This window comes from Comamonas serinivorans, assembly GCF_002158865.1.
Classification (GTDB): Bacteria; Pseudomonadota; Gammaproteobacteria; order Burkholderiales; family Burkholderiaceae_C; genus Comamonas_E; species Comamonas_E serinivorans.
On sequence record NZ_CP021455.1, the window covers coordinates 1505187 to 1527513 of the forward strand.

Genomic DNA, 22327 nt, shown 5'->3' on the forward strand with positions numbered 1-22327 from the left:
CATGTCAGGTCCTGCGGATGCGTTGGAACAGTTGGGTCAGCGGGCCGGCCGGGGTCCGGTGCGGTGGCGCGTCCGGGTGGTGGCCGTGCACCAACAGGGCCACCAGCTTCTCGATGGCCTGCACGTAGGGGTCGCCCTTTTGTTTGGGGGCGAGCAGCTTGCCGTGGTTGACGGCGTCGGCCAGCTCGCGCCGGCGCTCGGGCAGGGTGGCCAGCAGCGGCAGTTGCAGCCGGCTGGCGATCTGCTGCGCGTCCAGCGCCAGGCGGCTGTCGTGGCGGTTGACGATGAGGCGCAACCGGTCGCGCGGGATCTGCAGCGCTTCCAGCTGACTCAGCAGCGCCATGGTCCACACCACGCTGACCACGTTCTGGTCGCACACGACCCAGATCTCGCTCGCATCGGGCAGCAGGTCGGCCAGCAGCGGCGCGGGCGTGTGCGCGCCCAGGTCCAGCACGATGTGCTTGAAATACTGGCCCAGGCGGGCCATCAAGGCCCGCACCTCGCCAGGCGGCAGGGTCGGCACCTGACGTGGCTGCGGCAGCAGCCGCAACCCGCTGTCGTGCCGCGCCAGCGCCGTTTGCGCCATGCGGCGATCCAGGCGGCGCTGCTGGGCCACCGCATCGGTGAAGCTGAACTCCCCCGGGGTGTTCAGGTAGATCGCGCAGTCGCCCCCTGAGCCGCCCGAGCCGCCCAGCTCGACCAGCAGGCCGGCCAGCACATCGTCGCCCGCCGGGCCCGCCAGCGCCTGCTGCAGGTACCAGGCCAGGTGGGCCGCGAGCACGCTGCACCCCAGACCGGCACGCGCGGACAGGATGGCCAGCTGCGGGGCCGGGCTGTGGTGCGGCTCGGCCTCGGTGTGCTGCGGCCGGCTCAGCAGGCCCTGCACGATCTGTTGGCTGGTGGCGATGGCTTCGTCGATGTCGAGGAAATCGTGGACGCCCGCGCGCAGCGCCGCCAGCATGCACTGCGGGTGCTGGGCGCGGCTCACGGCCACGCGCACGACCTCGGGGTACTGCGCCTGCAGTTGCGTCGCCAGCGCCACGGCGGTGTCCAGCGTGTGCAGGTCGAACTCGATGAGGATGGCCTGCGGCTGCAGCAAGCGCACCTGCTCGGCCACGTCTTCCGCCCGTGCGGCGTGCGGCAGCTGGCCGTCGAGCACGCGCTGTGCCCAGGCGAGCAGCAGGGCATCGGAGGAGACGCCGGTCAGGGCCAGCAGCAGCCGCGCCTTGGCGGGCGAGGCGCCACCCGTTTGCGGGGCGGCGTGGTGCACGGCCGCGGCGTCGGAGGCGCGCACCGCCAGCAGCTCTTCGAGGGAAGGCGCGGCGGCGTCGCTCGGGGCGTGAGAGGACTCAGGATGCATGGTGGTGGCCCCTCAGTACGAAAACCCGGGCAGGGCCGAATTCATGTAGGTCGCCCCCAGCGAATAGGGCCACCACACGCCGCCGGCGTTGCGGTGTTCCTGTCGCTCGCCGGGCAGCACGGCCTGCAGGTCGGTGCCGGCCGGCAGCGGCTGCACCAGGCGCGGGGTGACGATGATCACCAGCTCGGTCTCGTCCTGCGAGTACTCCAGGTTCTTGAAGAAGGTGCCCAGGATGGGCAGGTCGCCCAGCAGCGGCACCTTCTTGACGTTGGACATGGTGCTGCGGCTCACGAGGCCGCCGATGATGAAGCTCTCGCCATCGGCCAGCTCGACCAGGGTATCGGCACGACGTGTGCGCAGCGCCGGAACAGAGATGTTGTTGATCGTCACACCCTGTGTGTAGTCCAGGTCGCTGGCTTCCGGCGCCACCTTCAGCGCGATGCGCTCGTTCGAGAGGATGGTGGGGGTCAGCTGCAGCTTGACGCCGAATTCCTTGTACTGGATGGAAATGTTGTTGCTGGCCCCGCTGGGCACGGGAATGGGGATTTCTCCGCCGGCCAGGAAACTGGCGCTTTGACCGGTGTGCGCCACCAGCGTGGGTTTTGCGAGCACCCGCGCCAGGCCATTGCCCTCTAGGAAACCCAGTTGCGCGGTGATGCCCTGACCGCTGAACGCACGGCCAAAGCCCAACACCAGGTTCATCGCGCTGACGATGGCCGACGTCCCGCTGTCGGCACTGCCACCGCTGCCGCCACTGTTGTTGCCTGCTGAACTGCCGCTGCCGTTGCTGCCCGGTGTGTAGACGCCGAATTGAAACCCGTGGTCGTTGGGCCCACCGCTGTTGAGCTGAACACCGGAGCGGCGCAGCGCCGACTTCTTGAACTCCACCACCTGCACGTCGACCTGCACGGTGTTGCTCGTGACCTGGACCTGCGAGCGGTCGTCCACCACCGCGTCCTTGGGCAGCGACAAACGGGCTTCGCGCAGGGCCTGGGCATGCTCGGGCACCGAGGCCAGCCGCCGCGCCAGCACCAGGTGGGGGCCGCGCACGGTCACCTGCCAGTGCCGCGGCGCACCGCCCGATGCGGGCCACACGGCCAGCGTGGTCTGGCCGGCGGCTTTGGGCGTGAGCAGCAGCTCGGCCGCCTGCGTGGCCTTGCCGGCCGACAGGTCGCGCAACACCTTCACGTCGAGCACGGCCGGATCGCCCACCGCGATGCGGGCCACGGCGGTGCCGGGCTGCAGCAGGTGCTGTTGGCCGGCCGAGAGCTCCAGCGCCTGAGCGAGGTGGGCGACCGGGCTGGCCTGCGTCTGGGCCGAGGCGGGCAGGGCACAGGCGAGCAGAGACAGCAAGGCGATCTGCGCGAGTGGCGGTGTTCTCATGGTCGATTCCCTCTGTAAAGCGTCTCCCTGTTCTTATTCTGATGGGAGTATGCTTGTATTGCCGTTTTTATATCAACGGGAATGTACGCATACTCTCATTGAAATGCAGGGGGTTCGAACGTTGTCGGTCAGTAGCTCACGGTCTGCACAGTGGCGCCCTGGTGCACCTCGACCGAGCGCAGGCGCGGTGCTTGCGGGGCGGCGGGCAGGGGCATGGGGGCCACGGCCGGCGGGCGGCGGGCGTTCCGGGCGTCGGCGCCGGTGGCCAGGTCCTTGAACCGCAGGCCGGCGTAGGCGCGGTCGGCGCCCTGCAGCTGCTCGCCCTTGCCCAGCTTGCCGGACACGGGTTGCAGCGCGGTGGGCAGGGCGGCGAACAGGCTGGGGTCGGGCACGGCGGTGTCGTCGGGGTGGCGCAGGGCCAGCGTCAGCTGGCCGTACTTCTCGGCCAGGGTCAGGCGCTCCACGTCTTCCAGCGGCACGGCCAGCACGGCCGTGTTGGCCACCGCGTTGCCCTGGCCCGAGCCGCCGGACTTGCGGGCGGTGGCCACACCGCCCTTGCCGGCCTCGGCCTCTTGTTGCGCCTTGCGTTGTTGCTCCGCCGTGGGGGGCGGGTTTTCGACACTGGCCTGGCCGTAGGCCAGTACGCGGCTGCGGGCCAGCAGCAGCCGCGTCTGGGTGTCGACCTGGGTGTGCTCGTTCTGGTTGTCCAGGGTGAAGAACACGTCCACGAAGTCGCCGGGGCGCACGTGGTGGCCCGCCGCCATGGGTTCCTTCACGGCGATGGACACGGCCCGCTGGCCGGCGTCGATCTGCAGGGCCAGGCCGTGGATGAGGTGCTGCTCGAACACCGGCGCGTCGGCCGCCAGCGCCACCACGGTGGTGCGGTCCAGCAAGGCCTCGGGGCGTTCGAAGCTGCCGGCGATGGTGGCGGGCATGGCGGTCACCTTCAGGTCCTCGGCCACCAGGCGCTGACCCGCGGCAATCGGCCGGGCGGCCACGACCACGGGGTGCTGGGCGACGGGCTGCTGCGCGGTGGGCGCCGGTTGCGCCACCGGGCGCGCGGGCTGCCGGCCCAACATCCAGGCCCCCACGCCCAGCGCCAGGGCCAGCACCAGCAGCAAGATGGCAAACAACTTGGTGAGGTTCATGGCTGAAGGCTCCGGTGAAGGTGGCAAGAGAGAGAGTAGATGGGGGTACAGAGGCTTTGCGATGACCGCGTCTTGCAGTCAGGGCGAAACTCCCGCCGTGTGGTGACGTGCTTCATGCCGTTGTGGCCCAGTGAGGCCCTGCGCGCAGCAGCACCCAGATGGCAGTGATGGCCATGTAGCCGGCGTAGGGCACGCTGCGCGAGATGCCCTGAGGGTTCAGCGTGAGCTGCAGGCTGCCCACCAGCCATTTGCGTCGCGCCAGCACGACCAAGCCGTGCAGGCCGGCCAGCAGGCTGCCGCCCAGCCAGATGACCAGCAGGTCGGGCGAGAGCCCGAACCACAGGCCGACCACCGCGGCGAATTTGACGTCCCCCGCTCCCATCCAGCGCATGGCGTAGAACGGCAGCAGCGCGGCAAACGCCACCGCCATGCCGGCCAGCCCGTTCCAGGCCGAAACCTGCAGGGGCTGTACGCCACCGAACAGTGCCGCCAGGCCCAGGGCCAGGCCCAGCAGCACCATCCAGTTCTTCACCTTGCGGCCGCGCAGGTCCATGACGGCGATGGCGGTGAGCCATAGCGTCAATGCCAGCATGGGAGCGACTGCGAACATGGCTTAGGCAGGAACAGCGCCTGTCAGCTGCTCGTCGATGTACTCGAACACGGCCTTCAACTTGTCGCCGATGTCGCCAACTGCCACGATGATCGCCACCGCAATCAGCCCCGCAATCAGCCCATATTCAATGGCCGTTGCGCCTTCTTCGTCCTTCAGGAAGTTCGTGATGAACTTGGTCATGTCAGTCTCCAGTCAAACAGCCCAGGGAGGAAACAGCGGTGGTCACGGGCCAGTTGCCCACCGCTGGGAAAACGTCTACCAGCGCGCTCGTCCCGACGGCCCGCTGGCCACCGCGGGCAGGGTCATCCCCGGCCAGGAGAGGCCTTGCGGGTCCAGGCGGGTGGCCAGCTTGAGCTGCACCGGCGCCAGGGCCAGGTCGACCGAGGCGGCGGGTGGCTGGTCTGGCCGGGCCTGGGCCTGGGCGCTTTGGGTCGCGGGGGCGAACAGCTGATCCAGCCAGTGCGCGGGCAGGTCGCGCGGCAGCAACTGGCCGGTGGTGCGGGCCAGGCGCAGGGCGTTGATGTGCTGGTCGTAGATGGCGTCGGCCTCGTCGAGCATCAGGCGCTGCATGTCGAGCTGGGCGTCGAGCACTTGCGACAGGCTGCCGCGCCCCATTTCGAGCAGTCGGCGGTAGCCCTCGAAGGCGCCGCGGGCCTCGCGCACGGCCTCGTGCAGCTGGGTTTCGCGCTCGCGTCCGGCCTGCCAGCGGCCCCAGGCGGCGGTGACGGTTTCGTGCACGGCGCGGCGCACGGTCTCCTGCTGGGCGAGCTGCGATTGCAGCTCGTTGGTGGCCTTGAGGATGCGGTCGCGCAGCTCGAAGCCGTTGCCGAAGTTCCAGTTCAGCTCGACGCCGTAGCGCGTGCCTTCGGTGTAGAGCACACCCTTGGGGTCGCGGGCGTGCGAGACCACGGCGGCCACAGTGGGCCAGCGTTCGGCCTTGGCGCGCTCGACCTCGGCCTGCGCGCGTTCGATCTGGTGATTGGCTTCCTGCAGCTCGCTGCTTTGCGCTTCGGCGGCTTGCCGCGCGGCCTCTTCGCTGGCGGGCAGCCAGTGCACGGGCAACTGGGGCTGGGGCAGGCCCTGCTTGCCCGGGTGGTAGTTGAAGTAGCGCACGAAGCGCGCCTGCGCATCGGTGCGCTGGGCTTCGAGGGCGTGCTGCTGCGACAGGGCGCTGGATCGCCGGGAGGCGGCCTGGCGCAGGTCGTTGCGGCCCACGGCCCCCAGTTCGGCGCGGCGTTCCTCGACGCGCGCGAGCTGGCCGATGATGGCCGCCGACTCGGCGGCGATGCGGGTTTTGCGGTCAAAGCGGTGCAGCTCGAAGAGCGCGGTCAGGGCTTCGAGCAGCACGTTCTGGCGCGTGCTGTACAGCACGCTGGTCTGGGCCGATTCCTGCGATTCGGCCGAGCGGATGCCGGCGTTGATGGCGCCGCCATCGAGCAGCTTCATGCGCACTTCGGCGTTGATGCTGTTGTAGGACTCGCGCCGGGCGCCTTGCCCAACCTGGGCGCTGCCGCTGGACGTGCCGATTTTGAGGCTGGGCCAGCGGGCCCCCTTGGCGGTGTCGAGGTCGTGGCCCGCTGACTCCAGCGCGGCGCGGGCGCGCAGCACGTCGGGGTGCTCGCCCAGCATGGCGTGCAGCGCCTGCAGCAGTTGCTGTTGCGCGCTGCTGCTGGCAAGCGAGCCTGGGGTGAGCTGCGGGGCCAGTTGCAGGTCTGCGGACTGGCCATGGGTGGCAGTGGGCAGGGCGAGCGCGGTGGCGCAGACCAGGGTGGGAAGCAGGCGTGCGGTCTGCATCGTCAGGGCTCCCGGAAGGCTTCGCTCTGCACATGCAGCACGGGGCGCAGCAGGTACCAGATGAAGGGCTCGTGCCCGAGCAGCAGGTCGAGGTCGGCCTGCATGCCGGTGGTGATGCGGTTGTCGCTGCGGCCGACCCAGGGCTGGTCCAGGCTGGCCTGGATGCGGAAGTACGAGGGTGCGTTGGGCTGGTTGGGGTCGTGGTCGGCATCGGCCGCCACCAGCGTCACCTTGCCGGGCACGAAGCCGTAGCGCAGGTAGTCGTAGGCGCTGATCTTGGCCTTGGTGGCCTGGCCCGCATGGACATAGCCGCGGTCGGACGGGTTCAGCCTGGCCTCGATGATGACCTCGTCCTTGTCGGGCACGATCTCCAGGATGGCTTCGCCGGGTTTGATGACCCAGCCGGCACCGCCGCTGCGCAGCCCTTTGACGATGCCATCGGTGGGAGCCAGCACCGCCGTGCGGGTGCGCTGGCTCTGCGCCCGGGTGAGGTCTTCGGCAATGCTGGCGAGGTCGCGTTCGGTCTGTGCCAGCTCTTCGGAGGCGCGGCGACGGAACGCCCCTTGCGTTTCCAGCAGCTTGGCCTCGGCCTGTTCGATCTTGGCGCGGTTGCTGACCAGGGTCTGCCGCGCGGCGGCCAGGTCGGTGCGCACGGCTTCGAGGGCGCGTTGCTTGTCGATGACTTCCAGCTGGCCGATGAGCTGCTCCTTGGCCAGCTGGTTGGCGATGTCGGCTTCCTGCTGGTGCAGGCGCAGGCTGGTCTCCAGCCCCGCGATGCGAGCCTGCACCTGCGCCACATCGCCCCGGGCCTGCAGCAGCAGGGCCTGGGCAGAGGCGATGGTGCCCTGGTACTCCAGCGTGCGCGCGGTGAAGGCGCCGAGCTCGGCCTGCACGATCTTGGCTTCGAGGTCGGCCGGGAAGTCGCGCGCCTGGAGCGTGCGCCCCTCGCTCTCGGCCGCCAGCCGTGTCTTCACGGCCTGCGCGGTGGCACGCCGGGCTGTGAGCTGTTCCAGGTTCAGGCTGGTGCCGCCGAGGTCGATGTCGAGCAGCGCTTGGCCCCGCGTGACGGCTTGCCCCTCTTTGACCCGCACGGCGGTGACGATGCCGCCTTCCAGGTGCTGCACGGTTTGAACCCGGTCGGACGGGATGACCTGGCCGCTGGCGACGACGACGTTCTCGACCGGGTAGAACAGGCTGAGCAGCACCAGCGTGGCGACTACGCCGGTGAGCACCTTGCGCCGGCGCGAGGTGGCGGCCACCTGGGCGGGCGGCAGGGCGTCGTTCAGCTTGTCGCCGTAGGCGTCGCGCAGGACTTGAGGCAGGTCGCGCTGGGTCATGCGGCCTCCTGGGTCTGCACCGCAGCGTTGGCGCTGGGGGCGCTGCGCAGCGTGATGCCGAAGAGCAGCGGCAGCATCTTGTCGGGCAGGCCTTGATCGACGCCCCCATCGCCGCGCACGTGGTAGACGTGCTGGGCCTGCGAGGCGACGCGCGCCGAATGGGTGACGACGATGACGGTGTGCTTCTGTGCGATGTGGCGCAGGGTTTGCAACAGGGCGGTTTCGCTGTCGAAGTCGAGGTCGTTGCTGGGCTCGTCGAGGATCAGCACGGACGGGTTGCGCAGGAACAGCTGCGCGAGGCCAAGCTTGCGCAGCTCACCCGCCGACAGGCCTGCGCCGCCTTCGCCCAGCTCGGTCTGGTAGCCCTGGGGCAGGCGGCTGATGAAGGCGTGGGCGCCCGACAGCTGACTGGCGGCCAGGATCTGCTTGTCATCGGCCTCGGGGTTGACCAGGCGCAGGCCTTCGACGATGGGGCCGCTGAACCAGTAGGTCTGCTGCGCGAGGCAGCCGATCCAGCGCCCCAGGTCGGCGCGGGCAAACTGGGCCAGGTCGTACTCGTTGAGGGCGATGCTGCCCTGCGTGGGCTGGTACAGCCCGGCCAGCAGCTTGGCGAGCGTGGACTTGCCCGCCCCGTTGCGCCCCACGATGGCGTGGATGCCGCCGGGACCGATCTGCAGGGACACGTTGTCCAGCGCCATGTGGCCGTTGGGGTACTGGAAGCTGACCTGGTCGAGCCGGAATGCGCCGCGGGGCCGCGGCAGTTCCAGGGTTTGGGCTTCGGGCTCGACGGGTTCCTGCAAAGCCGCCTGCAGGCGCGCGGTGGCTTCGTTGGCACGCGCCAGCGAGCGCCAGTTGCTGGCAAGCTGGGCAATCGGCCCCAGCGCTTTGCTGGACAGCAGGTTGACGGCCATCAGGCTGCCGATGCTCATCCACTGCGCGTTGATGGCAATGGCCCCATGGTGATCACCGCGACGGAGAACAGCGTGAGCAGCACATGGCTGGTCTCGCGGGCGTTTTCCATCTCGCCGTTCTTGCGAAAGCTCTCGGCCAGCCAGTGGTCGTAGCCCGACTGCCACGCGTCCCGCGCGGCACCGTCATGGCCCAACACCTTGAGCGTGGCGCGGGCGTTGCAGAGTTCAGCCGTGCCGCGGTCGAGCAGGCGGGCTTGTTCGATCTCCTCGACGCGGCCGCTGCGGACCTCGTCGGCCCACCACCAGGCGAGCACGCCCAGGATGACCATGGCCCCGAAGATCACGGGCAGCACGGGCCAGGCAATGATGCCCACGACGACGAGGGCAAACAGCGCCATGGGCAGGTCGAGCATGGCGGTGGCGAGCCCGCCCGCAACGCAGGAGCGCATGGCGCCGACGTCGCGGAACAACTGCAGCCATTGGCTGGCGGGACGTTGCTCGAGCGCGATCAGGGGGCGGCGCAGCATGGCATGCATCAGCGCCTGGCTGACGTCGCGGTCGATGGTGGCGCCGGCCTCGCGCAAGGCGCGGGCGCGTCGTCGGCGCAGCCAGATCTCCAGCCCCAGAAAGCACAGCACGCCCGCCACCATGGCGATCAGGGTGGCGTTGCCACCGCGCGAGATGACGCGGTTGTAGACCTGCAGCAGGAAGATGGATGGCAGCAGGCCGAGCAGGCTGATGGGCAGCGACAACCAGGCGGCCTGATGCAGGTGACGCGAGGCACGGCTGAAGGAGCGCGCAATCGCGGAGGAATAGCCATGGCCTGCATCGCCCACCACGTTGCCGCCTGTGAGCGCCTGTTGGGCGCTCGCAGACAGCAGGTGTCGGGGAAGCAGGTACTCGATCATGGCGAACACATGGCGGTGCGGTGGAAGGAAGGGGTCGGGCTCGCTGGGTTGATTGCTGATTTCAATTGGTAACAATAAAAATTAGCCATTAACGCAGTTTTTGGAGTTTTATTGATACCGCGCAAGCAGATGTGAAGAAAAGTGTAATTCAAAAGCCGTACTTTTAGACGCTTGTTAAGAAAGTTACGCAGAAGCGAGGCCTGATCCTGTAACACGTGGTGCATCAGGTCCGCGCCAGGTGCTGAAGCGCCAGCGCGGCGAGCAGAACCTGCACGGTGGCGCGCCGGGATGTCACCACCTCGGCCGTTGAGGGGGCGGTCAGGAATGCGGCCCGATGGCGCCAGGACGGGGGCAGGAACAAGCCGAGCTCGGGCACCACGATGCGCTGGGCGATGTCCGTGAGCAGGTGGCGCGCCGTCGCTTGTTGGTGGGGCAGGGGCGGTGACAGGACACTTTGTTCGATCGCGGCGATGGCAAGGCAGGCGACCACCTCCAGCGCGCGGCCGTCGCCGTGGCTGGCCATGTGGGGCTGCAGCTGCAAAAACGCGTCCACCAGCGCGTGGGCCTGTCCTTGGCAGGAAGGCTGACTGTGCTCAAGCGCCTGCTTGGTGAGTGCGTGCCAGGGGCTGTCACCCGTGCTCGCGGCGTTGCGCAGGTCGCGGTTCAGCATGTCCAGGTGCGCCGAGCTGAGCGTGCACGGGGTGTCGGCGTGCATGCGGGCCGTGCAGCGTGTGAGCGTGAGCAACCGCAGCGCGGGCGCCATGTGCCAGCCCAGGTCGGTGCGCTCAAGCGGGAAGCCGGTCGAATGCAGCAGGTGGACGGTGGCTTGGTCAATGGCCTCGACGAGCGCTTCGGTGGCCAGGCCCGAGAGCATGGCATGCTGGTGCAACAACAGCAGGGCATAGGTGGCACACACGTGGTCGAGGCCATGGGCGTCCGGCCAGCTGCCATGGTCCAACGGGCTCAGCTGATGCCAGATCGCCTGAAAGGCCAGGGGCAGGGGGGCGCGTGCGGTGGTCCAGCGCGGCAGCAGGGTGCGTTGTCCCTGAGGATCGATGTGGATGCCGTGCAGGTGCAGCTTGCGGGTGAACAAGGGCCCCGGACGTTGTAGCCGTGTGGGTTCCAGATGCTCGTGCAGGGTGCTGGCTCGAGTGGGCAGCACCAGCTCGGCCTGTTCCAGGTCGTCGTCGGCCAGTGCCCAGGCCACGCTGCCGGCGCCGGCTTGGCTGGCTGGCGCCCACGGGGTGATGTCGCGGGCCCAGTCGATGCGCAGGTCGACCGCAGGGAGCTTGCGCGCCCACGCCCATTGCCGCACCCGCGTGGCCCCTTCGCGCCATGCGGCCTCGAAGGTGGTTCGGCGCACAAAGAACGTTGCGACGTCCTGGTCCGGCGCAGCCACGCTGAAGAACAGCACACAGCTGGCGTACGGCTCGGCCAACGGCAGGACGAGCGGTTCCAGATGCTCCAGGCAGGCGGCCAGTTGCTGGGACAGCGTCACGCCAAACCCGGGAGGTGTCTCCCTGGCGCCGCCGGCGAGGGGCGGGAATGGGGCAAGGCGTGCTTTCATGGCGCAGTGGAGCGAGGTGCAGGCGTCAGCGGTAGTCGAACTCCACGCGGCGATTGAGCTGGTGAGCCGCTTCGCTGGTGCCTTCATCGGCCAGGCGCTCTTTGCCGTAGCTCACGGCTTCGACGCGTTGGGGGTCGATGCCAAAGACCTGCAGGCTTTGACGGACGGCCTCGGCGCGCTTCTGGCCCAGAGCCAGGTTGTATTCGCGCCCACCGCGGACATCGGTGTGGCCCGGCAGACGCAACGATTGCCCAGGGTGCTGGCTGAGCCAGCGGGCATGGGCTTCGACGATGGCGCGGTCCTCTGGCCGCACGGTGTAGGCGTCAAAGTCAAAGTACACGACGTGTGCCACAGCGGCGGGGCCGCGCCGTGCCGCGGGCGGGTTGACGACGACAGGCGCCACACCGGCGGCGGCGGTCTGGGGAGCGCTGGGCTTGCCAAAGGCGTATTGGTGCTCGTCGCGCTTGCTGGAGGTGCTGGTGCCGCAGGCCGCAAGGCTGGCCGTGAGCAGCAGGGCGAGGAGGTGGTGGTGCCGGAACATGGCGAGCTTCCTTGGAAAAACAGGGGTGTGGGGAGTCCAGGCGCTTCGGCCCTTGACCAAAGCGCCTGGCGCCCACGCGCTGGCAGTCACGCGGGGGCGTGCCCTCAAGCGGCTTGCTGGTGATGCAGCAACGCGCTCAAGGTGTCGACCAGGCCCTCGTTGCCGGCGTCTGCATGGCTGCTGATGGCGGCTGCCACCGGCTGCGTGTCCGCCGTTGCGGTCACGGTCGACGTACCGAGCAGGCCACCACCGAGCAGACCGCCCAGCAGGTCCTGGACGTCGGTGGCGATGAGGCCATCCTCGCCGAGCAGGTGGCCCACCAGGTCGGACACCGCACCCTCATCGCCCAACAGGTTGTCGAGCAGGCCGCTGTCGCCGGTGAGGCCAGCCAGCAGCTCGTCGGTGGCGCCGTCGCCGAGCAGGCCATCCACCAGGTTGGCGACGCCGTCCGTCACGAAGTCGACCTGCGTGTTGGCGTGGGCCAGCACGGTGTCGAGCGCGTGGTCGCCCAGCAGGCCATCGACCAGTGGCGAGGCCACGTCGCTCACGCCCTCGGTGAGGTGGGCGACCGCGTGGTCCACTCCGTCGAGCGCGTTGTCGGCATCGGGCTCGAATGCACCGCCCACCAAGGGGGCGAGCCCGTCGCTCAAGGTGTCCGTCAGGTGGGCGACCAGGTCGCTCACCGTGGTGAGCGTGGCGTCGAGGCCCAGGTCCTGAACGAGCGGCAGGTCGCCCAGGGTGTCCGTCAGGTCGGCGGCCAGGTGATCCGCGGGGGCCAGCAGGCTGCCGTCGCTGTCCAGGCCAAGCGCGGATGTGACGCTGTCCACCTGGGCGGCCAGGGTTGGGGTGCCACCGGAGAGGCCGCCCAGCAGACCACCGAGCAAGCCACCCACCAGGCCATCGTTGCCCACCAGGTCATCCAGCAGCCCGGTGACGACCTCGCCCAGGTCGCCGCTGCCGGACCCCGGCGTGCCGCCCAGCAGACCGCCAAGCAAGCCGTCGTCGCCCAGCACGCCATCGAGCAAGCCGTCCTGGCCGCCGAGCAGGCTGCCCAGCAGTTCGTTGACGAGGCCGTCCTCGCCCAGCAGGCCATCCAGCAGGCCGCTGTCGCTGCCGACCGCCAACAGGCCGCCGAGCAAGCCGTTCAGCAGGTCATCGTTCACGGTGCCATTGCCGCCCAGCAGGCCGCCGATCAAGCCGCCGTCGCCCAGCAAGCCATCGAGCAGGCCCTGATCCCCCAGCAAGCCGGACAGCAGACCTTCGTTGCCGCCGAGCAGACCGCCCAGCACGCCGCCCTCGCCGCCGAGCAGGCCGCCCAACAAGCCATGGAGCAGGTCATCCAGGCCGCCGCCGTTGCCACCCAGCAGGCCGCTGAGCAGGCCGTCCTCGCCGAGCAGTGCGCTCAGCAGCCCGTCGTGGCCCAACAAGCCATCCAGCAGCCCATTGCCCAGCAGGCCGCCAAGCAGACCTTCGTCGCCCAACAGGCCCGCCAGCAGACCCCCTTCGGTCAGGCCGCCCAGCAGTCCCCCGCCGCCGAGCAGGCCACCGAGCAGACCCTCGTCGCCCAGCAGGCCTTCCAGCAGGCCGCCCACCAGGTCGCCGTTGTCACCCCCCAGCAGGCCACCGAGCAGACCGCCGTCGCCCAGCAGGCCGCCGAGCAAGCCGTCCTCGCCCAGCAGGCCGGCGAGCAGGCCGCCATCCGTCACGCCGCCCACGCCCTGGCTCAGCAGGCCGGTGAGCAGGCCGTCCTGACCGATCAGCCCCACCAGCAAACCGCCGATCAGGCCCTGATCGCCCAGCAGGCCTTGCAGCAGGTCACCGCCCAGCGCACCGCCCAGCGCGTCGTCACCCAGCAAGCCGGTGAGCAGACCGTTTTCGCCCACCAGGCCACTCAGCAGCTGGCTCACCGGCCCCTCGTTGGCGAGCAAGGCGCCCAGCAGCGCATCGCCGGTCAGGCCGTCCTGGCCCAGCAGGCCGGTCAGCACACCGTTCTCGCCCAGAAGCTCCTGCAGCAGGCCACTGGCCAGGCCGTCCTCGCCGAGCAGACCGTCCAGCACGCCGTCGAGCACGGGATCCAGGCCCAGGGAGCCGGCCAGCTCGGACACCAGCGGGGTCAGCAGGTCGGCGAGTGCATCCGTCACGCCGCCCAGCAGACCTTCGGAGCCGATGAGCGCGGCCAAGAGGCTGCCCTCGTCGAGCAACAGGCCGTTGAGCGCGCCGTTGTCCCCCAGCAGGCCATTGAGCAGGTTGTTGTCACCCAGCGCATCGCCCAGCACGTTGCCCAGCAAGGTGTCGTCCGCCAGGATGGCACCGAGCAGGCCGTTCAGCACACCGCCTTCGGCGAGCAGGCCGCCGACTGCGCCGTTCTCCCCGAGCAACTGCCCGACCACGCCGTTCTCGTTCAGCAACTGGCCCACGACACCGTCATCGGCCAGCAAGCCACCCACCAGGCCGTGTTCGGCCAGCAGGCCACCCACCAGGGCGTTTTCGCCCAGCAAGCCGTTGAGCACACCATCCAGCGCACCCCCTTCGCCCACCAGGTGACTCAGCGTGCCGTTCAGTCCCAGGCCTGCGAGCAGACCGCCCAGGAAGCCATCGGTCAGCAGGTTCGCCACCCCATCGGTGAGGTAGTCGACCTGCAGGCCCAGCAGATCGGTCAGGGTCTGCGACAGGCCGGCGGGCAGGAGGCCGGACAGCAAGGGATCCAGCAGCTCTCCCACGCGATCGGCAACGCTGCCGATGGTGTCGTCCAGCTTGTCCAGGCCGTTCGGGTCATCGGGCTGGAACTCGAACCCCAACAGGTTGCCCAGCGCATCGCTGATCAGGTTGGACACGTCGCCGGTGGTCGCCACCAGGCCGCTCAGCTGGCCATCCAGGCCCAGCAGGTCGTCCAGGCTGTTGATCAGCTCGGCCGCCAGCTCCTGGCTGGGCGAGAGCAGGGGATCCCCCGGCGAGTCGGTGGTGTCCGTGGGGTCGGTCGAGTCGGTGGGGTTGGTGGTGTCTGTGGGATCCGTCGTATCCGTCGGATTGGTCGTATCCGTCGGATTGGTCGTATCCGTCGGGTTGGTCGTATCCGTCGGGTTGGTCGTATCCGTCGGGTTGGTCGTATCCGTCGGGTTGGTCGTATCTGTCGGGTTGGTCGTATCCGTCGGGTTGGTGGTGTCCGTTGGATTGGTCGTGTCCGTGGGATTGGTCGTGTCCGTCGGATTGGTCGTATCCGTCGGGTTGGTCGTATCCGTCGGGTTGGTCGTATCCGTCGGGTTGGTCGTATCCGTCGGGTTGGTGGTATCCGTTGGATTGGTCGTGTCCGTCGGGTTGGTCGTATCCGTCGGGTTGGTCGTGTCCGTCGGGTTGGTGGTGTCCGTTGGATTGGTCGTGTCCGTTGGATTGGTCGTGTCCGTTGGATTGGTCGTGTCCGTTGGATTGGTCGTGTCCGTCGGATTGGTCGTATCCGTCGGATTGGTCGTATCCGTCGGGTTGGTCGTATCCGTCGGGTTGGTCGTGTCCGTGGGATTGGTCGTGTCCGTCGGGTCGGTCGTATCCGTGGGGTTGACCGGCCGCGAATCGTCGTCATCGTCGTCGCTGTTGGCCAGGGCGGCCACCAGCCCGGCGCCGCCCAGGCCGACCAAGGCGCCCAGCAGGAAGTCGCCCGCGGTCATGCTCTGGCTCTCCTGGCTGACGACCACACCGGCGGCCGAGTCGGTATCGGACTGGGCGGGCTGAACGTCGACGTGACCGGATGCCAGGTCCAGTTCCATGGCACCGCCGGCTTCGGCGGAGCGCTGCGTCAACGTGGCCTCGGTGCCCCCGGAGAATGTGCCCACGAGCGCCTGGCCACCGTTGCCGACAAACAGTGCTTCGGCGCTGCCATTGGCGGGGACGATGACTTTGTCGCCGGGCAGCAGCTGGCTGCCAGGCTGGGCTGCAAGCGCTTCGCCATTGCGCACGATCTGCACGCCCGGGCTCGCTTTGGACAGTTTGGCGGCGGTGGCGCCAGCGGGTGGTGTTGCGGGATTGGTCATGGCTTTCTCCGGGAATGAGGGTCTTGGGGCAGCCTGGAAACCGCCAGGCGGCCTGCGCCCCACATGTGTGCAACATGTGTGCCACATGTGCGCAGCACCTCTTTGTTACAAATATTTTGGATAAGCCGATGTTTTTGAAGCAGTTTTTTTTCAGAGTCGGCCGAGCGGCCGGGTTTTTGTTGCGTGTTACGTCCGGTGTTACGGTCGATGTAACGTAACGTGGGCCGCTTGTTGCCGTAGCCTCAGGCCGCCGCGGAGGACACCGGATCTGCCACGAATGAGGCTGGTGTTCGCGAGCGTGCTCGATACAATCAATTAACCGATTCGGGTTAATGCATCGGCCACGCACTTGAGGGTGCGCTCCCATCGAAATGCGGCGCCGTGTGTACCCATGGGCTCGAGTCTTGCTGCCGCTGCTCGCTCTTCTTTCTACCAGTATCCTCTTATGCCGATTGCGCCACGTGCCTTGCCACGCGTATCCTTGTATACCTGCTCCCGGGTGATCCGATCGGCGACCTTGGGCTGGATGGCGCTCCACCTGGCGTCGGCGCACGCCTTGAGGCCGGTCGATGAAGTGTCTCAACTGCTCGAGCAGGGCAAGATGGACCAGGCGGCCAAACAGGCCGACGGCTACCTGAAACAGAACCCCGGCGATGTGGAAATGCGTTTCCTGCGCGGCGTGATCGCGACCGAGCAAAAGCAGAACGCACAGGCCATCAAGATCTTCCAGGGCTTGACGCGGGACTACCCCAGCCTGCCCGAGCCCTACAACAACCTGGCCGTGCTGTATGCCGCCGAAGGCCAGGAGCGTAAGGCGTCCGAGGTGCTGGAGCAGGCCATTCGCACCAGCCCCAGCTACACCACGGCCTATGAAAACCTGGGTGACCTCTATGCGCGCATGGCCAGCGAGGCCTATGCCAAGGCGCTGCAGTTCGATGGTTCGCGGCAGGCCATCAACCCCAAGCTGGCGCTGATCACGCAGATCGTCCCGACGCAGAACCGCACCGTGGGGGCGGATGCCACCCCGGCCCCCAAGCCGCTGGCAGCCCCGAAGGCCGAGCCCAAGCCCGAGTTGAAAGCCAGGCCCGAGCCGGCCTCGGTGGTCCGCCTGCCCGAAGCCGCGCCGTTGGCCCGGGTGGCTTCGGCGCCCAAGCTCGATCCCAAGGCAGAGGCCAAGCCTCGGCCAGATCCTCAACCGGTCGCCAAGGCTGCCGAGCCGGTTGCTGCTGGGGGCAAGGTGGCGTCGGCCCCCAAGGTGGAGGCCAAACCCAACCCCAAGCCCGAGCCAACACCCGCGGTGCAGGCCAAAGCCGCCGAGCCGCCCAAGCCGGCCCCGCAGGTGATCGCCAAGGCTGCGGAACCGGCCAAACCTCAAACCCCACCGGCCGCGAAGCCGACCGAGCCCACGACACCAGCGGCGAAGCCGGCGCCCCAAGCCACCGCGAGCGAGACCAAGGCAGCTGTGGCCAACGCCGAGGCGCCCGTGGAGGCCGCCGTCAAGGCCTGGGCCGATGCCTGGGCACGGCAGGACATGACGCGTTACCTGGCGGCCTACAGCGACGCCTTTGATCCGGCCGATGGCAGCAGCCTCGCGGCCTGGAAAGAGACGCGCCGCCAGCGCATCGTGGGCAAGAGCCAGATCAAGGTGGGCGTGCGCAACCTCAAGGTCTCGGTCCAGGGCGATCAGGCGACGGCGGTGTTCCGCCAGGACTACGCGGCCGGCAGCCTGAAAACGACGACCCGCAAGACGCTGACGCTGCGCCAGGAAAAAGGCCAGTGGCGCGTCGTGCGCGAGGTCACCGGCGGGTGAGCGGCGCCATGCGGTGGGATACGCTCGGCCCGTGGGCCGTGGCCACACTCCTGATGGTCGGTGGGGCGGGGCTGGCGGAGCGGGCCAGTGCCCAGCCGCGCAAGGAGACAACCCGGCCGCCTGTGCAAGCGGGCAAGCCCGACGGTGCGTCGGGTCCGACGAAGGTGGCCCGCGCGCCGCGCCCGGCCGATCGGCAGGCGGCGGCACAAGGCGGCCCCGCAAGCACGCGCTTTGCCGCGGCGAGCCCTGCGAAAACCGGCGCGGTCGGCTGGCCCAGCGATGCCGAAGCCCGCTTGCTGGCCGTGATTCGCCTGGTCGAAAACCAGCAGCTGAACGCCGCGCTGTTGGCCGTGGCCAGCCTGACCCACGACGTGCCGAACTTTCAAGCGGCGCAGCTGGTGTATGCCGACCTGTTGCGCTTCAAGGCCGGCAAGGTGGGTGATGCGCCGGCACGCAGCGGTGGCATGCGGGTCAGCTACCACCCGGCGCCGAAGGCTGCCCAGGGCAAGGAGACCCAGGAATGGCAGACCCGCCTGCATGCGCTGCGCGACGAGCTCGTGCGCCGTGTGCATGGCGCCAATGGCCTGCCGGAGCCGGGCCGCATGCCAAGCGAGTTCCTGGCCATGCCCTCAACGGTCCGCCACGCCATCGCGGTGGATGCGAGCAAATCCAGGCTCTACCTCTTCACGCAGGAGGGCGGCACGCTGCGCCTGACGGGCGACTTCTACGTCTCCATCGGCAAGCTGGGCATGGGCAAGCTCGAAGAGGGCGATCAACGCACGCCGCAGGGCGTGTACTTCGTCGGCCGGCAGATCGAAGGCGCCCGCTTGCCCCACCTCTATGGCAAGGGCGCCCTGACGCTCAACTACCCCAATGACTGGGACCGGGCGGCGGGCCGGGGTGGCAGCGGCATCTGGCTGCATGGCGCACCGCCCGAGCAGTTTGCCCGTGTGCCGCAGGCCAGCGACGGCTGCATCGTGTTGTCCAACCCCGACCTGTTGCTGCTGATGGGCACCGTCGATCCCCAGACGCCGGTGCTGGTGCGCGAGCGCCTGCACTGGGTGGCGGCCGACGACGCCAAACGCCGCCAGGCCGCACAGGCCTTTCAGCCGGTGCTGGCTGCCTGGCAGCAAGGCTGGTCTGGCGCCGACCCGCAGGCCCGCGCGCGCCTCTACAGCGACGAGCTGGCCGCGTCGCCCGCGCAGCAGGCGCCGCAACGCCGCCTGGCCGCGCTGTTCCGGCATGGCGATGCCGCCGTGGAGGACGTGTCGGTGTTTGCCTGGAAGGATGCGCAGGGCGAAATCCGCATCGTCAACCTCAAGGTGACGGCCCGCGCCGCGTCCGCTCTGACCTTGCGGCAGTACTGGCGCAAGACCGGCGACCGGTGGCAGCTGTTTTCCGAAGACATCCTGAGCTGAATCGGGCTGGGCTGGGTGGCGAGCCGCTCGGGCACGGGCCGTTTTGGCGCCCTCTGCATGCAACGGGTCGGGGCGGCGGGGCGGCCGTGCAGCGCCGCCGCCAACGTCCGCATCGGTGCTCAGTCCCAGCCATCCGGGGTCGCCGCTGCACGACGCAGACATCCGGCGCTTTCGTCCTCGCTCTCACCAAATCGAAAGCTCATTCAATGGGGTATGCGGCCATTTCCATTGAAAGAGAAGCGGGAGTGGCTGCATACTCTATCCATCACACCACGATGGGCATCAGCGCGCCATCCATGGCGAGCACCGCGCCGCTGATGTAGCTGGCGCGCGCCGAGGCCAGGAACAGCACGGCGTCGGCGATTTCTTCGGGCGTGGCGATGCGGCCCAGGGGTTGGCGGGCGGTGGCTTCCTCCAGCGCCTGGTCGGGCGACACGCCGCGCAAGCGGGCATCGGCCGCCATGCCTTCGGACAGCCGCTCGGTCAGCGTGGCGCCGGGGTTGACCACGTTCACGCGCACGCCGTGCTTGGCGTAGGCATTTGCCAGGCCGACGCTGGCCAGCATGAGGGCGGCATTGGCCGCGCCGCCCGCCAGGTGGATGGGCGAGGCGACCTTGCCGCCGGCGCCGACCACGTTGACGATGGCGCCTGTGCCGCGCTGCCCCATGCGCTTGATGAGCGGGTCGATGACGTGGATGTAGGTGAAGTACTTGGCGTCCATGGCGGCGCGCCATTTGTCGGCCGACAGTTCGGGGTAGGGCGTGCGCTGTGCGGCGCCGGCGCTGTTGACCAGCACGTGGATGGGGCCGTTGGCCGCTTCGATGGCGCTGACGGCATCGGCGGCGGCCTCGGGCTGGCGCAGGTCCACGGGCATGGTCGAGGCGACCGAATCGGGGCGCAGCGCCAGCAGGGTTTCGCGCGCGGCATCCAGGGCCTCGCGGTTGCGGGCCAGCAGGCTGACGCGGGCGCCTTCGCGCACAAAGCCCTGCGCGCAGGCCAGGCCGATGCCTTTGCTGCCGCCGGTGATGAGGACGTGTTGTCCGTTGAGGTCGAGGTTCATGGCGCGTGCGGTGTGGTGACGATGGCCACATGCTGCAGCGGTGCGGGCGCTTCGCGCAAGTGCGGGCTGGCGCCTGGGGAACCCCCGGAGTGGGGCGCCTGGATGCGCCGCGCGGCTTGGGATGCGGCATCCGCGTGGCGCCTCAGGATGCAGTTGGCCGCCGTCAGGCCGCGCGGGCCGTAGGCAGGTCGAACACCAGGCAGGTGGTGGTCGCGTGGGCGTACAGCGTGCCGTCCGGCCCGACCAGCCGCGCTTCGGCGGTGGCCAGCTGGCGCCCGCAGTGGATGACGGTGCCGGTGGCGCGCACGCGCGGCACCTGGGGGGTGATGGCCTTGACCATGTTCACGCCCAGCTCGGCCGTGGTGTAGCCGCGGCCGGGCGGCATCAGCGTGTGGATGGCGCAGCCCAGGGCCGAGTCCAGCAGCGTGGCGAACCAGCCGCCATGCACGGTGCCCATGGGGTTGAGGTGGCGCGGCGAGGGCGTGCCCTGGAACACCGCGCGGCCCGGACCCACGTCGACGACGAGGAAATCCAGCGTGCGCGCGATTTCGGCATAGGGCAGCTCGCCCGCCAGCATGGCCTGCATGACGGCCAGCCCCGTCTTGCCCGCGATCTGCGCCGGCGTGGCCACGCCGGGGCCGGCGCCGGCATCCAGCCGGGCCTGGATGCGGGCTTCATCGGCCAGCCAGTGTTCAAGTTCGTTCGACATGTGACCCTCCTTGGGTTGCATATACAATTGTTGCAGGTACAATCATAAACCATGGACACCGTCATTCGCCCCCAGGGGTGCACCCATTTCAAGCTGCGCCAGCTGGCGCGGGTGGTCACGCGCCGCTACGACGCGGAGCTGGCGCAGGCCGGCCTCAAGACCTCGCAGTACTCGTTGCTGACCCACGTCTTGCGGCTGGGGCCGCTGCGCCCGGTCGACCTGGCGCGCGAGATGGAGCTGACCCCCTCGACCCTGACGCGCAACCTGCAGCCCATGGTGGCGGCCGGCTGGCTTGAGCTGACCGAGGGCGCCGATGCGCGCAGCCGCCTGGTGCGCATCACCGAGGCGGGGCGCGACAAACGCAGCGAGGCGCAGCGCCGCTGGCGCGCGGCGCAAGAGGCGCTGAACGCGGAACTCGGTGTGCAGCGCGTGGCGGCGCTGCATGCCCTCATCGACGAGTGCATGGGGCGGATCGCCGGCCCCCAAGGAGAGCGACATGCGAGATGAACGTGCCGTGAAGGGTGGAAGCTGGCCCCCGGTCTGGCTGGTGTTGCTGGCGGCGGCCGGTGCTTTTGCGCTGACCATGGGCGTGCGGCAGACCATGGGCTTGTACCTGTCGCCGCTGAACACCACCACGCAGCTGGGGCTGGGCAGCATCAGCCTGGCGTTCGCGTTCGGGCAGCTGTGGTGGGGCCTCACGCAGCCGTTCGCGGGGGCGATGGCCGACCGCATCGGCACCGGCCGCACCATCCTGGTCGGCGTGCTGCTGGTGGCGGTGGGCACGGTCATCACGCCCTGGATGACCAGCACCGCGGGCCTCATCTTTGCCATTGGCGTGCTCGCCGCCGGTGGCGCCGGCATGGCCGGCCCGTCGGTGTTGATGGGGGCCACCACGCGTCTGGTGCCGGCCGAGCGGCGCGGGTTCGCCACTGGCGTGGTCAATGCAGGCGGCTCGTTCGGCCAGTTCATCATGGCGCCGGTGGCCATCACGCTGACGGCGGCGGTGGGCTGGGCGGCCTCCATGCAGTGGCTTGGCGTGCTGGTGTTGCTGGCCCTGCCGGCCGCCTGGCTGTTGCGCGGCAATGCCAAGGCCCTGCAGGCGTCGGCGGGCGCACCGGCCCTGTCGGCGCGGGCGGCGATCGCGCAGGCGCTGGCCACGCCCAGCTACCGCTACCTCTCGGCCGGGTTCTTCGTCTGCGGCTTCCACGTGGCCTTTCTGGCCACGCACCTGCCGGGCGTGATCGCCGCCTGCGGGCTGCCGCAGGAAGTGGGCGGCTGGGCGCTGGCGATGATCGGTCTGTTCAACATCGTGGGCAGCCTGCTCATGGGCTGGGCCGTGGGCCGCTGGCGCATGAAGTCCTTGCTGGCGGGGGTGTACGCCACGCGCGCCATCGCCGTGCTGCTGTTCCTGCTCTTGCCCAAGACCGCGGCGGTGGTGCTGGTGTTCGCGGCCGTGATGGGCGTGAGCTTCCTGTCCACGGTGCCGCCCACGGCCGGCCTGGTGGCCAAGATGTTTGGCCCGGCCAACATGGCCATGCTGTTCGGCCTGGTGATGCTGGCCCACCAGCTGGGCGGCTTCCTCGGCGCCTACCTGGGTGGCCAGGTGTTCCAGGCCACGGGCAGCTACGACTGGATGTGGTATGCCGACATCGTGCTGGCGGTGGGCGCGGCGCTGGTGAACCTGCCCATCCGTGAGTCGTCGCCGCGCCTTGGCGCGCAGCCCGCTTGAGCCGGCGCAGCAGGGCG

Annotated in this window: 18 protein-coding genes; 4 read left to right on the plus strand and 14 right to left on the minus strand. The window is 69.2% G+C overall.

Features of this window, described 5'->3' with window-relative positions; all coding sequences use genetic code 11:
- Positions 1–4: 4 nt before the first annotated feature.
- The 12 genes from CCO03_RS06420 to CCO03_RS06470 all read right to left on the minus strand — a co-directional run bounded on the left by CCO03_RS06420 (position 5) and on the right by CCO03_RS06470 (position 15584).
- A complete protein-coding gene (locus CCO03_RS06420; RefSeq protein ID WP_157667535.1) occupies positions 5–1360 on the minus strand; it encodes a CpaE/TadZ family protein in 1356 nt (451 codons plus the stop codon).
- 12 nt (positions 1361–1372) lie between these two features.
- Positions 1373–2743: a type II and III secretion system protein family protein gene (locus CCO03_RS06425; RefSeq protein WP_087278768.1), complete on the minus strand. Its 1371-nt coding sequence runs from the start codon at positions 2741–2743 to the stop codon at positions 1373–1375.
- A gap of 128 nt (positions 2744–2871) precedes the next feature.
- Entirely contained in the window at positions 2872–3891 is a 1020-nt protein-coding gene (gene cpaB, locus CCO03_RS06430; RefSeq protein ID WP_087278771.1) for a Flp pilus assembly protein CpaB, read from the minus strand.
- Between the two features lie 112 nt (positions 3892–4003).
- Complete coding sequence (locus tag CCO03_RS06435) at positions 4004–4501, minus strand: A24 family peptidase (RefSeq protein ID WP_087278774.1); 498 nt, start codon at positions 4499–4501, stop codon at positions 4004–4006.
- Between the two features lie 3 nt (positions 4502–4504).
- On the minus strand, positions 4505–4684 hold the full coding sequence (locus CCO03_RS06440) for a Flp family type IVb pilin (RefSeq protein WP_087278777.1): 180 nt from the start codon (positions 4682–4684) through the stop codon (positions 4505–4507).
- Positions 4685–4759: 75 nt separating this feature from the next.
- Complete coding sequence (locus CCO03_RS06445) at positions 4760–6298, minus strand: TolC family protein (RefSeq protein WP_087278780.1); 1539 nt, start codon at positions 6296–6298, stop codon at positions 4760–4762.
- Between the two features lie 2 nt (positions 6299–6300).
- Positions 6301–7635 carry an HlyD family type I secretion periplasmic adaptor subunit gene (locus tag CCO03_RS06450; RefSeq protein WP_087278783.1) on the minus strand — a complete coding sequence of 445 codons (1335 nt, stop codon included), beginning with the start codon at positions 7633–7635 and terminating at the stop codon, positions 6301–6303.
- A complete protein-coding gene (locus tag CCO03_RS20310; protein ID WP_236904051.1) occupies positions 7632–8564 on the minus strand; it encodes an ATP-binding cassette domain-containing protein in 933 nt (310 codons plus the stop codon). The genes CCO03_RS06450 and CCO03_RS20310 overlap by 4 nt, the downstream gene beginning before the upstream one ends.
- Entirely contained in the window at positions 8561–9454 is an 894-nt protein-coding gene (locus CCO03_RS20315) for an ABC transporter transmembrane domain-containing protein (protein WP_236904052.1), read from the minus strand. The genes CCO03_RS20310 and CCO03_RS20315 overlap by 4 nt, the downstream gene beginning before the upstream one ends.
- A gap of 223 nt (positions 9455–9677) precedes the next feature.
- Positions 9678–10952 carry a hypothetical protein gene (locus CCO03_RS06460; RefSeq protein ID WP_087278787.1) on the minus strand — a complete coding sequence of 425 codons (1275 nt, stop codon included), beginning with the start codon at positions 10950–10952 and terminating at the stop codon, positions 9678–9680.
- 94 nt (positions 10953–11046) lie between these two features.
- Positions 11047–11562: an OmpA family protein gene (locus tag CCO03_RS06465; RefSeq protein WP_087278790.1), complete on the minus strand. Its 516-nt coding sequence runs from the start codon at positions 11560–11562 to the stop codon at positions 11047–11049.
- A gap of 104 nt (positions 11563–11666) precedes the next feature.
- Complete coding sequence (locus CCO03_RS06470; RefSeq protein ID WP_157667536.1) at positions 11667–15584, minus strand: hypothetical protein; 3918 nt, start codon at positions 15582–15584, stop codon at positions 11667–11669.
- Between the two features lie 574 nt (positions 15585–16158).
- Between CCO03_RS06470 and CCO03_RS06480 the strand changes: the two genes are divergently transcribed.
- Both CCO03_RS06480 and CCO03_RS06485 read left to right on the plus strand, forming a co-directional pair.
- Positions 16159–17394: a L,D-transpeptidase Cds6 family protein gene (locus CCO03_RS06480; RefSeq protein WP_236904053.1), complete on the plus strand. Its 1236-nt coding sequence runs from the start codon at positions 16159–16161 to the stop codon at positions 17392–17394.
- A 38-nt stretch (positions 17395–17432) separates the two neighbouring features.
- On the plus strand, positions 17433–18812 hold the full coding sequence (locus CCO03_RS06485; RefSeq protein WP_157667537.1) for a L,D-transpeptidase family protein: 1380 nt from the start codon (positions 17433–17435) through the stop codon (positions 18810–18812).
- A 265-nt stretch (positions 18813–19077) separates the two neighbouring features.
- Here the strand turns inward: CCO03_RS06485 and CCO03_RS06490 are convergent, their stop codons facing one another.
- Positions 19078–19872, minus strand: coding sequence for an SDR family oxidoreductase (locus CCO03_RS06490; RefSeq protein WP_087278802.1), 795 nt, complete (start codon positions 19870–19872; stop codon positions 19078–19080).
- A 163-nt stretch (positions 19873–20035) separates the two neighbouring features.
- On the minus strand, positions 20036–20602 hold the full coding sequence (locus CCO03_RS06495) for a PaaI family thioesterase (protein WP_087278805.1): 567 nt from the start codon (positions 20600–20602) through the stop codon (positions 20036–20038).
- 30 nt (positions 20603–20632) lie between these two features.
- Here CCO03_RS06495 and CCO03_RS06500 point away from each other — a divergent pair, with 30 nt between their 5' ends.
- Both CCO03_RS06500 and CCO03_RS06505 read left to right on the plus strand, forming a co-directional pair.
- Positions 20633–21088, plus strand: a complete 456-nt coding sequence (locus CCO03_RS06500; RefSeq protein ID WP_087278809.1) for a MarR family winged helix-turn-helix transcriptional regulator — start codon at positions 20633–20635, stop codon at positions 21086–21088.
- The gene (locus CCO03_RS06505; protein WP_087278812.1) at positions 21078–22310 is read left to right on the plus strand and encodes an MFS transporter; all 1233 of its coding nucleotides are present in this window, start codon (positions 21078–21080) and stop codon (positions 22308–22310) included. The genes CCO03_RS06500 and CCO03_RS06505 overlap by 11 nt, the downstream gene beginning before the upstream one ends.
- Positions 22311–22327 lie beyond the last annotated feature (17 nt).

Excerpts from the sequence above, each read along its gene's own strand:
- CCO03_RS06420 (WP_157667535.1), bottom strand. The coding sequence starts at position 1,360 with ATGCATCCTGAGTCCTCTCACGCCCCGAGCGACGCCGCCGCGCCTTCC.
- CCO03_RS06425 (WP_087278768.1), bottom strand. The coding sequence starts at position 2,743 with ATGAGAACACCGCCACTCGCGCAGATCGCCTTGCTGTCTCTGCTCGCC.
- cpaB (WP_087278771.1), bottom strand. The coding sequence starts at position 3,891 with ATGAACCTCACCAAGTTGTTTGCCATCTTGCTGCTGGTGCTGGCCCTG.
- CCO03_RS06435 (WP_087278774.1), bottom strand. The coding sequence starts at position 4,501 with ATGTTCGCAGTCGCTCCCATGCTGGCATTGACGCTATGGCTCACCGCC.
- CCO03_RS06440 (WP_087278777.1), bottom strand. The coding sequence starts at position 4,684 with ATGACCAAGTTCATCACGAACTTCCTGAAGGACGAAGAAGGCGCAACG.
- CCO03_RS06445 (WP_087278780.1), bottom strand. The coding sequence starts at position 6,298 with ATGCAGACCGCACGCCTGCTTCCCACCCTGGTCTGCGCCACCGCGCTC.
- CCO03_RS06450 (WP_087278783.1), bottom strand. The coding sequence starts at position 7,635 with ATGACCCAGCGCGACCTGCCTCAAGTCCTGCGCGACGCCTACGGCGAC.
- CCO03_RS20310 (WP_236904051.1), bottom strand. The coding sequence starts at position 8,564 with ATGAGCATCGGCAGCCTGATGGCCGTCAACCTGCTGTCCAGCAAAGCG.
- CCO03_RS20315 (WP_236904052.1), bottom strand. The coding sequence starts at position 9,454 with ATGATCGAGTACCTGCTTCCCCGACACCTGCTGTCTGCGAGCGCCCAA.
- CCO03_RS06465 (WP_087278790.1), bottom strand. The coding sequence starts at position 11,562 with ATGTTCCGGCACCACCACCTCCTCGCCCTGCTGCTCACGGCCAGCCTT.
- CCO03_RS06470 (WP_157667536.1), bottom strand. The coding sequence starts at position 15,584 with ATGACCAATCCCGCAACACCACCCGCTGGCGCCACCGCCGCCAAACTG.
- CCO03_RS06490 (WP_087278802.1), bottom strand. The coding sequence starts at position 19,872 with ATGAACCTCGACCTCAACGGACAACACGTCCTCATCACCGGCGGCAGC.
- CCO03_RS06495 (WP_087278805.1), bottom strand. The coding sequence starts at position 20,602 with ATGCAACCCAAGGAGGGTCACATGTCGAACGAACTTGAACACTGGCTG.
- CCO03_RS06500 (WP_087278809.1), top strand. The coding sequence starts at position 20,633 with ATGGACACCGTCATTCGCCCCCAGGGGTGCACCCATTTCAAGCTGCGC.
- CCO03_RS06505 (WP_087278812.1), top strand. The coding sequence starts at position 21,078 with ATGCGAGATGAACGTGCCGTGAAGGGTGGAAGCTGGCCCCCGGTCTGG.